Raw genomic sequence first — 13761 nt, forward strand, 5'->3', positions numbered from 1 at the left:
TCCGCCGCTACATCATCTGGCGGAACAAGCACGCCGCCGACGAGCGGCTCCGCGAGGTCATCGACAGGGCGAACGTTGCTTGATGCGGCACTAGTACGCAGAAGCTTGACGCCAGGACGGCCGCAGACCGTGCTGCCGATGGCTGTCACCGCGCCGAAACGGACCGCCCCGACTCCGTTCTCCCAGCCCGCTCACCGGCCCATGTCCTTGAGGGTCAGCCCGGATCCGGGGCCGGGTTCTCGCCGCTCCAGGCGTAGAGGTGCTCGGGGCGGCCGGCAGCACCGTAACGCAGCTCGACGCGGACCGTGCCGTCGGCGGCGAGATCGGCGAGGTAGCGCTGGGCGGTCGGCCGGGAGACACCCAGACGCTCGGCAACCGCGCTGGCGGTGACCGACCCGTCGGTGGAGCGGACGGCGTCCGCGACGAGCTTCCCCGTGGGCGTGGTGCGCGGCCGGCGGGCTCGGCTCGAGCGGTCCGCGCCGTGCAGGGTGCGCAGCGCACGGTCCACCTGGTCCTGGGCCAGGGGGCGGTCGGTGGCGAGCTGGGTCCGGTAACGGGCGTACGCAGCCAGACGCTTGCGCAGGTCGCTGTCGTCGAACGGCTTGATCAGGTATCCGACGGCGCCGTGCCCCAGTGCCGACCGCACCTGGGCGGCGTCGGCGGCGGCAGTCACCATCAACACGTCGCCGGTCAGCGCCGGCAGCACGTCGGTCCCCAGACGGTCGGGCAGATACAGGTCGAGCAGGATCAGATCGGGCTGCAGCGTGCGGCTCAACTCCACGGCTCTGGCCGCCGACTGGACGGTGCCCGCCACGGTGAAGCCGTCGGTCGCCCGTACGTAGCGGGCGTGGAGTTCGGCGACACGGTAGTCGTCGTCCACGACCAGAACCCGGATCACCGCATACCTCCGTGAGTCGCCTGGAGTTCCGACTTCGTGCGGGACCGCCGCTCCAGCGCACCGGGCACGCTGACCAGGAACACGGCTCCGTGCTCCGCCCCGCCCGCCTGCCCCAGGCGCAGTTCGCCACCGTGCTTGGTCACGAGCTGGCGGGCGAGGAAGAGACCGATGCCGTGACTGGGCCGTTGCCCTGCGCTTCGGGTGGTGAATCCCCGCTGGAACAGCTGCTCGACGTCCTCGTCCGGCACCCCGTCACCGCTGTCGACCACGGCCACATGCAGCGTATCCCCCTCGGCCAGCACGCTCAGCTCCGCCCAGGCGGGTCTGCGCCGCCCGCTCGCGGCCGCGCGCACGGCGTTGTCCAGCAGGTTGCCCACCACGCTCACCACATCCAGCGGTTCGGTCAGCCGACCCGGCAGGTTGGAGTCGTCGTCCAGGCGCAGTTCCACGCCGTGTTCGGAGGCGGTCGCCGTCTTGGCGGCGAGCAGGCCGCGCAGATAGGGGTCGGCGATCCGGGCACCGTCGCGGCTCTCGGTGGCCAGTGGGGCCGCGGCCAGTTCTCGCAGGTATGCCTGTGCGTCCGGCACATCCCCGGCGGCGAGCATTCCGGACAGTGTGTGCAGGCGGTTGGTGTACTCGTGCGCCTGGGCGCGCAGGGCGTCCGAGAGTGCCCGCAACGCGGACCGCTCGCACTCCAGTTCGTCCAGTTCGGTACGGTCGCGCAGGGTCAGCACGTGACCGAGGTCACATTCGCCGCGGCGCACCGACTGCGAGGTCATCACGAGCATCCGTGAGCCGACCACCGCCACGCTCTGGCGCAGTTCCTGACGTTCCCCCAACACACGCTGCACCGGGGGCGGCAGGCCCGAATCGGGCAGCGCCGTACCCGGCGGCACCGGGCCGCCGAGCAGCCGCGCCGCCTCCTCGTTGCACACCGTGATCCGGTTCAACGGGTCCACGGCGAGCACACCGTCGCCGACGCCGTGCAGCACGGCCTGCTGCTCACGCAGCAGTTCGGCGAGCTCGGCCGGTTCCAGGCCGTGGGTCTGCTTCTTGAGGCGGCGGGTCAGCAGCACCGTAACCCCGACGCCGAGGAACAGCGCCCCGGTCGACAGCACGGCCTGGTCACGAATCAGCGGAGCGGCGGCCTCCAGCGCCGTCCCGACTCGTACGCCGGTACTGACCTCGCCGACGATCGTGCCGTCCGCCGAGCGGAGCGGAACCTTGGCACGCGCGGAGACGCCGAGCGTCCCACGCTGGACCGACACGGAATCGCGGCCGTCCAGCGCGGTCGGCGGGGTACTGACCTCCTTGCCCACCTCGGCCGGGTCCGGGTGCGCGTAGCGGATGCCGTGCCGGTCGGTCACCACGACGAAGAGCATCCCGGTACGACGGCGCACCGCTTCGGCGATGTCCTCCACCTCTCCTCCGGGGTCCGCCCCGGCGCCGACGCGCCGTGCAACGACGGGGTCCTCGGCCACGGTTCGTGCCACCGCCAGCGCGCGCTGCTCGTACTGCCTCTCGGACGAGTGCCGCAGGAGCTCCACCGTGATCGCGAGCCCGGCACCCAGCACAACAACGAGTACTGCCACTTGGGCGAGCAACGCCTGAGTGGCCATACGGGGGGCGCGGAGCATGACGTAAGTGTATCCGGAAAACAGCGGACACTTCCCTGTGCACTAAACGAGCAGAACGCGCTGAAAGATTTACGCCGTTCTTAATCAGCGCAACCGTTGAACCCCTGGTGGTGCGCTGCGAGCTGCACGTACGGTGCCGCAAGCCCGAGCCGAAGAACTGGGCGAATGCGGGGACTTCAGAGAACGGGAAACACTCCGACGTCGACGGAAATCCCGGAAGTCCGTAAACGGGACAACCGCCCCCATAGGGAAAGCTGAATTCACATGATGGCAGAGTTGGCATCACAGTCCGCGAAATCGGCCACCGTGGCCGGGGCCTGGTCCGGTCACGACACCTGGCTGCTGGTCCTGGTGGGCCTGTCCATCGCGACGGTCGTCGTCCTCATCGGGTGGGCCAGGCTGCACGCCTTCCTCGCACTCATGCTGGGCGCATTCACCGTCTCCATGCTGTCCGGGGAGAACGTCGAAAAGGCGGCGGACTCGTTCACGGCCGGTGTCGGCGCCACCATCGGCAAGGTCGGCGTCCTGATCGTCCTCGGTGCGGTGCTCGGCCGCCTGATGGCGGATTCCGGCGGCATCGACCAGATCGTGGCGACGCTCACCCGCGTCGCCGGGCCCCGACGGCTGCCGTGGGCCATCACCCTGATCGCCTGCGTCGTGGGCCTGCCGATGTTCTTCGAAGTCGGCTTCGTCATGTTGGTTCCCCTGGTGCTCCAGATCGCCCGGCGCGCCGGCCAACCAGTGCTGCGGGCCGGCATCCCCGCCATGGCCGGTCTGGCCACCGTGCACGCCCTCGTCCCCCCGCACCCCGGGGTCCTGGTGGCCATCAGCGCGGTGCACGCCGACATCGGCCTCACCCTGGTCTACGGTCTGATCGTCGCCGTCCCCTGCGCCGTCGTCGTCGGCCCGCTCTTCACCGCGTACATCTGGCCGCGGGTCACCGCCCGGGTACCCGAGTCCGCGTTGGCGGCGTTCACCACGGCGGGCACCGTCACCGCCGACACCACGTCCAACCGCGCCGAATTCTCCGTACAGTTCGCGGACAGGGCCACGGCGACCGCGACCGCGGCGGCGTCCCTGACGACCACGACCGCAGCGACCGTGTCCGGTCATCCCACGCCGATCCTCCCGGACCACGAGGAGGTCCCGGACCGGCTTCAGGACAACCGCCGCACGCCACGCTTCTCGGTCACCATCGGCACCATCCTGCTGCCGGTCGCGCTCATGATGCTCAAGGCCACCTGCGACACCTTCGGCTGGGCCCACGGCGCCGTCCTCACCACCGTCGAGTTCCTCGGCACTCCGGTCGTCGCCCTGCTCGTCGCGGTCGTGATGGCTCTGTTCACCTTCGGCTGGACCGCCGGCGCCTCACGCCGTCAGGTGCACGAGACACTGTCCAGGTCCTTCCCGCCGATCGCCGGGGTTCTGGTGATCGTCGGGGCCGGCGGCGGCTATTCCCAGGCCCTTCGCGACTCCGGCGTCAACTCCGCGATCGGACTGGCCGCCCAACACCTGCACGTCCCACTGATCCTGCTGGCCTGGCTGACGGCCGCGCTCATGCGGACGGCGACGGGCTCCGGCACCGTGGCCACCGTGGCGGCAGCCGGCATCGTGGGCCCGCTGGCACACGGCCTGGACACCACCCACGCAGCCCTGCTGGCCCTCGCGCTCGGCTCCGGCGCGGCGTTCCTCGGGCACGTCAACGACGCCTCGTTCTGGATGTTCAAGGAGTACTTCGGCCTCACAGTCGGCGGAACACTCCGCACATGGACGGCCTCCCACACACTGCTGTCCCTGACATCCCTCGGCGCCATACTTGCGCTCAGCGCATTGGCCGGCTGACGCGCGACACGCGAACGGACGCCCGCGCGTGTGCGGGCGTCCGAATCACCCTCGGGGGCCTGTCCCTGCGCCGGCCTCCCGGCGCGCGAGACCGGGCAGGCCCCGGCCGGATCCGTGTCCCTACCGATGCCGCTGACGCGCCATTCCCGCTCAACAGTCCGCCGCTCACGGACTCTGCCACGTCAGGCATCAGGTACAGAGACGGCATGTCGGCCGCGTCGCAGGCCCGCAGGCGCAAGAGCCCGGACGAGCTGGAGATCATCGCGTTCGAGCGCGGCTACTGCCGACGGCATCGCGTCGCGGCCAGGCGACGGGTCATGAGCAGCGTCATCGACCAGCACACCATCGCACTGGCGCTGGTGGTGCGCCGCACCACCAGCGCCAGTGCGGTGAAGCAGAACTCGAAGAGGGTGCCGGTGTAGCCGCCGTCGGCCCAGACCAGGGCCAACAGGTGGTGCGCGCCGGCCACCTGCTCGGCGTCGGCTCCGCCCGGCGCTCGAGGCCGGCAGCGTCACAGCATTTGAGCCGACACCGACCGACTGCTGTCGAGCCGTTGGCGACCAGCAAGCCCACGCGGTGCGCGTTCGGCGTAGTCGGCGGAATGGCTGAGAAGTTGCTCGGGCGGCAGGTCGCGGGGGACCGGGGACAACCAGCCCTCCAGGCCGGCCTCGGAGGCCGCATCGGCAGCGGTGCGCTGAAGGTCGCGGGTGATGATCGCCATGTCGCGGTGGTCGGTGTCTGGGCCGAAGTGCGGTCTGCCGGTGCGGTGTCCGAACGGGGCGCAGCCGTGTCGTAGTCGATGCCGTGGCATCGCACGTCGTGGTCCCTTGTCGAGGCCCGTGGACGGCGAGGGGCGGTCAGGCGTCCTTCTCGGTGGCGCGCCGCAGCAGGGCGCCGATGCGTTCAGCGTGGGTCTTCGAGCCGCGGATGGCGACCACGATGGCGCCGGCGACCAGGACCACGTGGAGGGATACGACCGTGTGGACGGGCAGGGTGTAGGCGCAGACGACGCGGGTGATGGCCTCGCCCAGCAGAGCCAGGCCCCACACGGTGGAAAAGTGCCGCTCGGCGGTTCGGAAGTCGGCGCAGGAGGTGCTCAGGCGGTCCCAGGCGGTCAGCTTGGCGGCGTCTCCCTTGGTGATCACGGGCTTCATGGCGGTGGACATCAGGGGTCGTGCGGTCGCGACCGAGACCAGGATGGCGATGCCGATGACGCTGCTGATGGCGGCGTCCTTGGCGAGCATCAGGCGGGCGTCACCGGCGGCGGTGCTCAAGGCGATGCCGACGAGGTTGACGGCGAGCATGAGCGCTGCGAGCCCGTTGGACTTGCGGTGCCGAATGGCCGTCCACAGGGCGCTGAGGGCCGGCGGGATGCTGGAGATCGCCAGGGCGGTGACGGTTCCGACGCCGAAGCCGTCACTGAGCAGGTAGAAGCCTCCGAGGGGTAGGCCCACGTCGACGACGAGCGGGGTCCAGGCCGGGACGAGGGCATTGCGGGAGGCGCCGCCTTCCCCGGCGGGGGAGACGCTTGCCGGGGCCATAGTGGGGGCGGCCGAGGCCTCGGGCGTGGAGTTCGTTGTCATGGCGAAGACCGTATCCCCGAATGATGTACCAAGTCAATGTTTTATCTTGGATCAAAGATTGACGAGGTATAGTCGATGACATGACTGCTCAGCCCGGCTTGCGCGAGCGCAAGAAGCTCCAGACCGCGCAGATGCTCTGGGAGACGGCCATCGGCCTCTTCCTTCAGCACGGCTTCGACAACGTCACGGTGACGCAGATCGCCGCCGCGGCGAACGTCTCGAAGATGACGGTTTTCAACTACTTCCCCGCCAAAGAAGACCTGGCCATGCGCCCGATGGCCGACCACGTCGGTGATCCCGCACGCGCCGTGCGCGAGCGGGCTCGCGGAGAATCGGCCATCGCAGCGCTGCGCCGTGACTACCTCGCCGCTCTCGCCCGGCGCGACGCCTCCACCGGCCTCAACGACGATCGCAAGGTTCTGAGCGTGCACCGTCTGCTGCACCAGACCCCTGCCCTTGCCCAGCGCGTCGTGGTCCTCAGGGATCGCGACCAGCAGCTACTCGCCCAGGAGTTGGCCGCGCCCACCGAACACCCCGACGTCCTGGCGCGCGCTGCCGCGTCCCAACTCATCGGCACCCGCGAGGCGCTCATCACCGAGAACCTGCGCCGCCTGTTCGACGGGGAGAGCGCCGATGAGGTCTACCCAGACGCGGTGGCCCACGCCGAGCAGGCCTTCGAACTCCTCGCCACCGGCCTGCACGACTACTGCGTCCGCCCATAGCAGCCAAGCTTCTGGACCCCGGATCACGCTCGCCGTGTACCAGCGGCATGATGACCGGGCGTGGCACAACGTCTTGGCTCAGGCGAGAACGCGCAGAGGGTCGACGAACTTCGTGACTCGACTGAGGAAGCCGCCCGGAACCGAGGCCTCTGAGGCACCCTGCTGAACGCCCTTCCGGTGATCCCGCGGGCTCGTCCTGGACCAGGACAGTGCGGGCGACGTGCTCGGTATGACGTTCGCCCGCGATCAGGGGGAGTTCTTCAATCTGATTCTTGAGCTGGCCGACCTCACTGCCACCTGCGTCACCATCCGAGAGGCCCGGTACGGAACGACGGTCGCCGGCACGCTGGCCGATCTCGACGAGATGCTCAAGGAGTTCGTGGACGCCTGACGTCCTTGACTGGATCGCGCCGTGTCTCTCCCGCGTCCGTCGGGTACGGCTGCCGGCCTTCCGGGAGCGATTCACGAACCGAGCGCAACCATCCGCCCACCCGGTGAGCGGAACCCCGCCGACCCGTGGGGCATCAGCCAGCGCCTGACGGGACGGCAGGGCAGCGTGACGCCCTTCACACCGCCCAGAGTTTGACCTGGAGCACGCTCCAAGTACTACGGTCTTTTCATGGCCGACGGAAACCCCTCCCGCAGGGGGAGCCAACGCTCACGATCGCCGAACGGACCGGACTCTCTCCGGACACACTGCGCTACTACGAGCACGCCGGGCTGATCGAGCAGGCCGGGCGCACCACCGGCGACCAGCGCCGTTACGCGGCAGCCGCTCTGCCACGACTGGAGTTCCGCGGCTACGCGAGACCGGCATGCCGATCACCGAGATGCAGCACTTCGCCCAACCACGGGCCGCCGACGACACCACCATCGCCGTCCGGCTGGCCATGCTCCGCACCCACCGCAGCGACCTCGCCGAGCGCATACCCAACCTGTGGCACGACGCCACCGCGCTGGACGAGAAGATCAAGCACTACGAGACGCTGCTCGACGAGCAGCGAGAAACGGATACACACCCATGAGCACCACCCCACCCGCCGAGACTCGCCAGGACCGCTTCAACCGTGGCATGGAGATCCTCACCCTCGTCGACGGCGAAGGCGGCCAGCGAGTCGTCGACTCCCTCGCCGACATCAACCCCGAACTCGGCCATCAGGTCGTCGCCTGGGCCTTCGGCGAGATCTACGACCGCCCCGCCTTGCCCCCACGCGACCGGCAGCTGGTCACCCTCGGGATGCTCACCGCCCTCGGCGGCTGCGAACCGCAGCTGGAAGTGCACATCAACGCCGCCCTCAACGTCGGCATCACCTCCGATGAGATTGTCGAGGCGCTGCTGCACTCCGCTGTCTACTGCGGTATGCCCAAGGCCCTCAACGCCACCTTCGTCGCCAAGAAGGTATTCGGCGAACGCGGACTCCTCCCCGTCAAGCCCCAGTAACCACAGACAAGGGAAGTAGAGTCCAGACCGCCGGAGACGTCGGCGATGGGTTTTGCCAACCTCGACGTGGGCCTGGTGTTCTGCTGCTACCAGCAGGACGTGGTCCGCCACTTCGAGGCCACCCAGACGTGGCTCATCGACGAGCCCTGGTCGACTACATCACCCCCGCCGGAGGCGGCTACTTCCTCGCCCTCCACGGCGCACGCGACCGCTCCGACCGGCTCGGACGCTCCCCCTGCACGGCTGACCCCGCCGAGGCATGTCCCGATGGCTCCCACTCCCCGTTTCCCGGCGGCCGACACGCGGCGTGAGCGCCCCTTGGCGTCCCACCGCCCTGTCCGCACCCACTCGCGATCGCGGCCGATCAACGAGAACGCAATCGCCGCCTTGATGTCGCCGGCCGCGCCCAGTCCGGGCAACAGTTGGGCCGGGGACGGGCCGCCCGGTGCGATGCCGAGGTCGATGACCTCCACCTCGGTGTCCAGCGGCACCACGCTCTCTTCCTGGAAGGCAGGCCCAACTCTCCAGCCAATTTGCACGCTTGCGACCCATCGGCACCAAGAGGCCATGCCCTCGCTGCCCCCGCCGCGTGACGCCGGGACGTGTCACCCCTGCCCTCGGCAACGGCACTCTCTGGGGAGAATCTGGGGAGTACGACGCATCGAGACCCCTGTCGACATCAGCCATACAGCATCTGCACGCGCGGTAGGCGCGGGCCCGCCCACGCCGACTGGCACCTTCGGTAGTCCCGTCGGCGTGTCCACTGCGGTCGCTTCGCCTGCAGGGGGCGTACCTGGCTTCGGGCTCGTAGCTGCTCCGGCCCCGTCAGCCGTCGCGCTCCGCGCCGACGAGGACGAAGGCCATCGTGACCGGTTGGTTGCTGCGGTTGCGCCAGCCGTGGCGGGTGCCGTTCTGGATCACGATATCCCCTGCGGAGAGGTGGGTGCAGTGGCCGTCGTCGAGTTCGAGGACGATCTCGCCCTGCAGCACGATGCCGTAGTCCACGGTCGGCGTCGTGTGCATGCCGTCGGGTTCCATGAGGTCCGCGATGCCGGGCGAATCGGCCCGCTGCTCCCGGTCGAAGGCGACGGGGTCGAACGCCGGGTCGGCCATCGCCGTGTCCGGCGGGAAGGTCAGGACGATGAACCGCGTGCCACCGGGAGCAGGGAGCAGGCTGGTGACCTTCGGCGTGGGGTCATCGCCGGTCCGACTGACCTGTTCGCCGGGTTCGGTCGCCCACGGCAGGCGGGACACCCAACCCGGCAGACTGGTGAACTCCCGGCTGCGCGGGATGGGGCCGTCTCTGACGACGACCGACCTGCCGTTCTCGTCATGGCCGGTGACGACTCTGCGCATGCGTCTCTCCTCGGTAGGGTCCGTCGGATCCGCCCGGTCCGCCGGACCCGTGGCATCAGTTGGGTCAGTCGGGTCGGCCGCTACCGGGCTCGGTCGGGGCCTCGAGCGCGGTCGCCCAGGCGTCCAGGACGTCCGCCACCGTGGGGGCGGGTGCCCGGAGCAGGGCCGATGCCACCGTGCGTACGAACAGCCGGTGGCGGTCGTCCGTGAGGTACTCCACCGGGGACTTGCCGTCCACACGCGCGAGCATCAGCGCCGGCAGCAGTGATGCGGCCCGCGCCTCAAGGACCGGCCGGGGTTCCCAGCCGGCGCACCGGAAGTACTCCTCGGCCAGGACTCGTGCGGACCGCAGGAGTTCGGTGCGCCGCGCGGGCACCACCAGGCTCTTGAGGAGCAGATGATTGACGCAGAAGGCCAGGTCGAAGGCCGGGTCTCCGTACCAGGCGCACTCGGCGTCCAGCAGCACGGGCCCCGACGGGCCGACGAGGATGTTCTTGGGGCTGACATCGCCGTGCACCAGGGCCAGGTGGGTCGTGGCCGTGCGGTCGGCGAGGCCATGGAGGATGTCGCGCAGACCGGGGTGCGCGTCCGCGGTGGCCAGCAGGTACGGGTCGATGCGCAGCGCGTGGAAGTTTTCGTCGGTGGCGAACTCGGCGGCGAGGGCTGCGTCGCCCGCGCTCGCCGAGTGCAGGTTACCGAGCACCTCTCCAACGGAAGCCGCGGTCGCCACCTTCACGTCGCCGCGCAGCAGTTGCGCCTTCCACATCGGGTACCGCTCGGGGGGCAGGTACGCCATCGCGAAGAGGCCGGCTTCGGGGTCGTGGGCCAGCAGCTCCGGCACGCTGTCCGGCCGGTGCCGGGACGCGAACCGCATCCACGCCCATTCGTAGGCGTTGCGCGACACCGGTGCCTGCCAGTCGGCGGCGACCTTCAGCCTGGCCAGGGCGCGCTTGATGCAGAGGGATCGTCCCGGCAGGTCCACTCGCCACAGATCGGACGAGACGCCGCCGGCCAGCGGCGTCCAGCGCCCGGCTTCGCCGGGTCCGGCGAGCTTGTGGGCGATCAGGAAGTCGGCCAGCGCGGTGTCGGGTACGGGGCCTGGGCTCACCTGCGCGGAGGGTGAGCTCATCGCAGGTCACCCGATCCGGCGGTCAGACCGCGGGGACTGTTGCAGGCGTGGGCCGGTGCCTCGCCCGCCAGGATCCGTACGACCTCCTCGGCGGCGCGGCGGCGCAGTTCCGTGACCGAGGCGTCGGAGGAGAAGGCGACGTGTGGTGTGAGTATCGCGCCCGGCTGGTCCAGCAGCGCGGCGGGGACGTGCGGTTCGGTCTCCAGTACGTCGAAGGCGGCTCCGTCCAGGTGCCCGCTGTCCAGCGCCTTGACGACCGCGTCGGTGTCCACCAGGCCGCCCCGGCTGACGTTGACCAGCAGGCCGCTCGGTGGCATCAGCGCCAACTGCTCGGCGCCGATGATGTGGTGCGTGTCCGGCGTGAGCGGCACGTGGAGGATCACCACGTCGCTGCGGCGCAGCAGCTCCTCCAGGCCCACCATCTCCACCCCGGGGGCGTCCTTCGGCGGGAACGGATCATGTGCAAGGATCCGGCAGCCGAACGCGTCCAGTTTGCGCACGGTGGCGCGCCCGATGCGTCCAAATCCGACGACGCCGCAGGTCAGCGTCGACAGCCGGCGCAGCCGGGCGCCGGCGGGGTCCCAACGGCCCGCACGGACCTCCCGGTCGAACACGGCCAGGCCCCGCGTCCAGGCCAGCACCATGCCGACGGCGTGGTCGGAGACCTCCTCGACGCAGTAGTCCGGCACGTTGGTGACCCAGACGCCTCGCTCGGTGGCGGTGTCCACAGCGATATTGTCGAGGCCGACCCCGAGTCTGGCCACGATCCGCAGATCTGGCGAGGTGCCGATCGCGGTGGCGGAGACGGGTGCCCAGCAGGTGAGGATCCCGGCGGGACGGTGCTCGGCGACCAGCTCCTCGATGGTCTCGGGGGAGGCGGGCTCGGCGGGGCCGGTGATGAGGGTGTGGCCCGCCTCCTCGATGACCGATCGCTCGACGGAATCGTCGGGCCAGGCGTAGTCGGTGAGCAGCACGGTGCCCGGGCGGCTCGGTGGTTTCATAGCAGGTCGTCCTCGCAGAATCGTGCGGCCCCAGCGGACGGCTGGGCGTCTCGCCCGGTCGCATCCGGTGAGCAGGTTTGGGCGTCACCCCGGAAGGGCGGCCGTCGGCATGTCCGGTGGGCCGTCGGCCGCCATGGGTGGGGTGGAGAGGGTCGCTGGGTTCGGGTGGGGTGTCGCCGGCGCTCGCCGACTTGTGGTCGGTGGAGGCGCCGCAGTACGTCCCTGGAACGGGTCACGAGATGCCGGGGCACGTTGAATCACTTTGTCACAGCCACGTGATGCTAACGATAGCATTCGGTGTCTTCGACACGTCAAGAGTGCGGGGCACACACACTGACCGGCACCCCTGCGGCAGGGCCCTTTCGGGGCCGAGGAACCCGGTCACCACAGGGAAAACGAGGACCGCCGAAGAAATCCGCTGTTCACATCTTGACGCGCCGGGGACTTCCCTTCATGGTTTCTGCCAACGCCGACCGTGTGACCGATAAGCGTCTGCACGAGGTCCGGCTGTCGAAGACGCCATAGCCACGGACGTCCCCGACGGGCGATATACGGCTGAATTCCGCATGCAGCGTCCGAGCGCGCGGCAGCCCACCGCCCCTATTCCGCCAGTCGGCGGCAGCATCGCCGTCGCCGACTCGAGTCCGTGTTCAGCTCACCGCTTCTCGTCATCGCCCGTACGGCCCGTACGGCGATGGATCCGCCGCGGCCTGCCGTGGCCCATTCCTTCTCAGGAGCCGCTATGACTCACGCAGCGCAAGTCGACACCAGTGCCGTGCCCGCCGGCGACACGCAGGAAAGCAGCCGTGCCCCCATTTCCCGAGCCATGATCGGGGTGGGCTTCCTGCTGGTGGTCCTCTCCTACATGGTCAACGCGATGGACCGCCAGGTCTTCCCTCCGCTGCTGCCCAACATCCGTGCGGAGTACGGGTTCTCCCTGGAGCAGGGCGGGCTGCTGGCGACGAACTTCACCCTCGGCATGGCCCTGGCCGGCCTGCCGGCGGGCTATCTTCTGGACCGTTTCCGACGCAAGACCGTGCTGCTGGTCAGCATCGTGATCTACTCCCTGGGCACGATGGCCACTCCGCTGGCGACCGGTCTCGCCGACATGACCGCGTACCGGGTCGTCTCGGGCTTCGGTGAAGGCATGCAGTCCGCCGCCATCTTCGCGGCGATCGGCGCCTTCTTCGCCCACCGGCGCGGCCTCGCCTTCGGCGTCATCGGCATGGGCTACTCCATCGGCGTGTTCATCGCCCCGCTGATCGGCGTCCAGCTCATGAGCATGCACGGCACCTGGCACTCGCCCTTCTACCTGTTCGGCGCAGCCGGGCTGCTGATCGCCGCGGCCTCCCTGTTCCTCGTGAAGACCGGCCTGACCGAGCACTCCGTCGAGAAGGTCGTCTCGACCAAGACCTACGAGTACATGTCGGCCTCCGCCTACAACCGCAACACCATCGCGCTGGCCGTCCACTCGGTGATCAGCGGTGTGGCGATCTACGGGTTCCTCGGCCTCTACCCGACGTTCCTCATCACCTCGCTGCACTACACCGCCGGGCAGGCCGCACTGGCCATGAGCTTCCTCGGTTTCGGCGGCATGACGGCCGTGTTCGGCGGCTGGCTCGGTGACCGCTTCAACCAGCGCAACCTGCTGATCCTGAGCCTGCTGGCCGTCTCCGCCATCAGCGTGTGCATCTACGAGACGCATGCCGGAGTGGGGGTGCAGTGCGTGTTCGCCTTCCTCATGGGCGCCTTCGGGCTGGGCTTCATCTACCCCAACACCAACAGCGCGATGCAGCGGGCCGTCCGCCCCGGGCAGATCGGACGCGCCTCCGGCCTCTTCGTCACCAGCTACTACGGACCGGCGGCGTTCTCGGGCCTGCTCTTCGCCGCGCTGGTGGACTCCTTCGGCTGGAGCCAGGCAGGGCTGCTGCAGGTCACGGTGCTGCCGCTGTTGGGCGTCCTGGCCCTGGCCTTCGTCCGCACCTCGCAGTTCAACAACGCGGTCCGCTAGTAAGCCGGCCCGCTGGCGATATGCCACCGTGTTGCACCGGGCCGGAGCCCGGCCCATCCGCTGGTCCGGTCCTCCGTGCTCTCCGCCATCGACCTGACGCGCCGTGCCGAGCTGCACCGCCGGGCGGCAGCGGTCATCGAG

At 69.6% G+C, this 13761-nt stretch carries 14 protein-coding genes and 3 pseudogenes; 10 read left to right on the forward strand and 7 right to left on the reverse strand.

Features of this window, described 5'->3' with window-relative positions:
• A pseudogene (locus tag ABT009_RS46435) lies at positions 1-83 on the forward strand (transposase); the annotation flags it as partial.
• Positions 84-214: 131 nt separating this feature from the next.
• Here ABT009_RS46435 and ABT009_RS46440 read toward each other — a convergent pair.
• Positions 215-898: a response regulator gene (locus tag ABT009_RS46440; RefSeq protein WP_351309199.1), complete on the reverse strand. Its 684-nt coding sequence runs from the start codon at positions 896-898 to the stop codon at positions 215-217.
• The gene (locus tag ABT009_RS46445) at positions 895-2535 is read right to left on the reverse strand and encodes a sensor histidine kinase (RefSeq protein WP_351309202.1); all 1641 of its coding nucleotides are present in this window, start codon (positions 2533-2535) and stop codon (positions 895-897) included. Before ABT009_RS46445 ends, ABT009_RS46440 begins: the two co-directional genes overlap by 4 nt.
• Positions 2536-2811: 276 nt before the next feature.
• On the opposite strand from ABT009_RS46445, the gene ABT009_RS46450 reads away from it, so the two are divergent.
• Together ABT009_RS46450 and ABT009_RS46455 are read left to right on the forward strand one after the other, a co-directional pair.
• The gene (locus ABT009_RS46450; RefSeq protein WP_351309204.1) at positions 2812-4377 is read left to right on the forward strand and encodes a GntT/GntP/DsdX family permease; all 1566 of its coding nucleotides are present in this window, start codon (positions 2812-2814) and stop codon (positions 4375-4377) included.
• A 206-nt stretch (positions 4378-4583) separates the two neighbouring features.
• Positions 4584-4799, forward strand: a complete 216-nt coding sequence (locus tag ABT009_RS46455) for a hypothetical protein (protein WP_351309236.1) — start codon at positions 4584-4586, stop codon at positions 4797-4799.
• 89 nt (positions 4800-4888) lie between these two features.
• On the opposite strand, the gene ABT009_RS46460 is transcribed toward ABT009_RS46455, so the two are convergent.
• Entirely contained in the window at positions 4889-5098 is a 210-nt protein-coding gene (locus tag ABT009_RS46460; protein ID WP_351309207.1) for a hypothetical protein, read from the reverse strand.
• A 136-nt stretch (positions 5099-5234) separates the two neighbouring features.
• Positions 5235-5960 (reverse strand): VC0807 family protein, encoded by a 726-nt coding sequence (locus ABT009_RS46465; protein WP_351309210.1) that lies wholly within the window; start codon positions 5958-5960, stop codon positions 5235-5237.
• 80 nt (positions 5961-6040) lie between these two features.
• Here ABT009_RS46465 and ABT009_RS46470 point away from each other — a divergent pair, with 80 nt between their 5' ends.
• From ABT009_RS46470 to ABT009_RS46495, 6 genes and pseudogenes are all read left to right on the forward strand, one after another.
• The gene (locus tag ABT009_RS46470; RefSeq protein WP_351309213.1) at positions 6041-6682 is read left to right on the forward strand and encodes a TetR/AcrR family transcriptional regulator; all 642 of its coding nucleotides are present in this window, start codon (positions 6041-6043) and stop codon (positions 6680-6682) included.
• Positions 6683-6902: 220 nt separating this feature from the next.
• Entirely contained in the window at positions 6903-7073 is a 171-nt protein-coding gene (locus ABT009_RS46475) for a hypothetical protein (protein WP_351309216.1), read from the forward strand.
• Between the two features lie 125 nt (positions 7074-7198).
• Positions 7199-7414, forward strand: a pseudogene (locus ABT009_RS46480) (MerR family DNA-binding transcriptional regulator); the annotation flags it as partial.
• A gap of 83 nt (positions 7415-7497) precedes the next feature.
• Positions 7498-7707, forward strand: a complete 210-nt coding sequence (locus ABT009_RS46485) for a MerR family transcriptional regulator (RefSeq protein ID WP_351309219.1) — start codon at positions 7498-7500, stop codon at positions 7705-7707.
• On the forward strand, positions 7704-8123 hold the full coding sequence (locus ABT009_RS46490) for a carboxymuconolactone decarboxylase family protein (protein ID WP_351309222.1): 420 nt from the start codon (positions 7704-7706) through the stop codon (positions 8121-8123). The genes ABT009_RS46485 and ABT009_RS46490 overlap by 4 nt, the downstream gene beginning before the upstream one ends.
• Before the next feature lie 57 nt (positions 8124-8180).
• A pseudogene (locus ABT009_RS46495) lies at positions 8181-8356 on the forward strand (deferrochelatase/peroxidase EfeB); the annotation flags it as partial.
• Positions 8357-8948: 592 nt separating this feature from the next.
• Here the strand turns inward: ABT009_RS46495 and ABT009_RS46500 are convergent.
• From ABT009_RS46500 to ABT009_RS46510, 3 genes are all read right to left on the reverse strand, one after another.
• Positions 8949-9479, reverse strand: a complete 531-nt coding sequence (locus ABT009_RS46500; RefSeq protein WP_351309225.1) for a cupin domain-containing protein — start codon at positions 9477-9479, stop codon at positions 8949-8951.
• Between the two features lie 64 nt (positions 9480-9543).
• Positions 9544-10608, reverse strand: a complete 1065-nt coding sequence (locus ABT009_RS46505; protein ID WP_351309227.1) for a phosphotransferase family protein — start codon at positions 10606-10608, stop codon at positions 9544-9546.
• Positions 10605-11609, reverse strand: coding sequence for a C-terminal binding protein (locus ABT009_RS46510; RefSeq protein ID WP_351309230.1), 1005 nt, complete (start codon positions 11607-11609; stop codon positions 10605-10607). Before ABT009_RS46510 ends, ABT009_RS46505 begins: the two co-directional genes overlap by 4 nt.
• Before the next feature lie 742 nt (positions 11610-12351).
• Between ABT009_RS46510 and ABT009_RS46515 the strand changes: the two genes are divergently transcribed.
• Complete coding sequence (locus tag ABT009_RS46515; RefSeq protein ID WP_351309233.1) at positions 12352-13620, forward strand: MFS transporter; 1269 nt, start codon at positions 12352-12354, stop codon at positions 13618-13620.
• Positions 13621-13761 lie beyond the last annotated feature (141 nt).

Source organism: Streptomyces sp. NPDC002896, assembly GCF_040295225.1.
Taxonomy (GTDB): Bacteria; Actinomycetota; Actinomycetes; order Streptomycetales; family Streptomycetaceae; genus Streptomyces.

Coding starts and splice junctions, on each gene's coding strand:
- ABT009_RS46445 (WP_351309202.1), bottom strand. CDS start 2,535: ATGCTCCGCGCCCCCCGTATGGCCACTCAGGCGTTGCTCGCCCAAGTG.
- ABT009_RS46455 (WP_351309236.1), top strand. CDS start 4,584: ATGTCGGCCGCGTCGCAGGCCCGCAGGCGCAAGAGCCCGGACGAGCTG.
- ABT009_RS46460 (WP_351309207.1), bottom strand. CDS start 5,098: ATGGCGATCATCACCCGCGACCTTCAGCGCACCGCTGCCGATGCGGCC.
- ABT009_RS46465 (WP_351309210.1), bottom strand. CDS start 5,960: ATGACAACGAACTCCACGCCCGAGGCCTCGGCCGCCCCCACTATGGCC.
- ABT009_RS46470 (WP_351309213.1), top strand. CDS start 6,041: ATGACTGCTCAGCCCGGCTTGCGCGAGCGCAAGAAGCTCCAGACCGCG.
- ABT009_RS46485 (WP_351309219.1), top strand. CDS start 7,498: ATGCCGATCACCGAGATGCAGCACTTCGCCCAACCACGGGCCGCCGAC.
- ABT009_RS46490 (WP_351309222.1), top strand. CDS start 7,704: ATGAGCACCACCCCACCCGCCGAGACTCGCCAGGACCGCTTCAACCGT.
- ABT009_RS46500 (WP_351309225.1), bottom strand. CDS start 9,479: ATGCGCAGAGTCGTCACCGGCCATGACGAGAACGGCAGGTCGGTCGTC.
- ABT009_RS46505 (WP_351309227.1), bottom strand. CDS start 10,608: ATGAGCTCACCCTCCGCGCAGGTGAGCCCAGGCCCCGTACCCGACACC.
- ABT009_RS46510 (WP_351309230.1), bottom strand. CDS start 11,609: ATGAAACCACCGAGCCGCCCGGGCACCGTGCTGCTCACCGACTACGCC.
- ABT009_RS46515 (WP_351309233.1), top strand. CDS start 12,352: ATGACTCACGCAGCGCAAGTCGACACCAGTGCCGTGCCCGCCGGCGAC.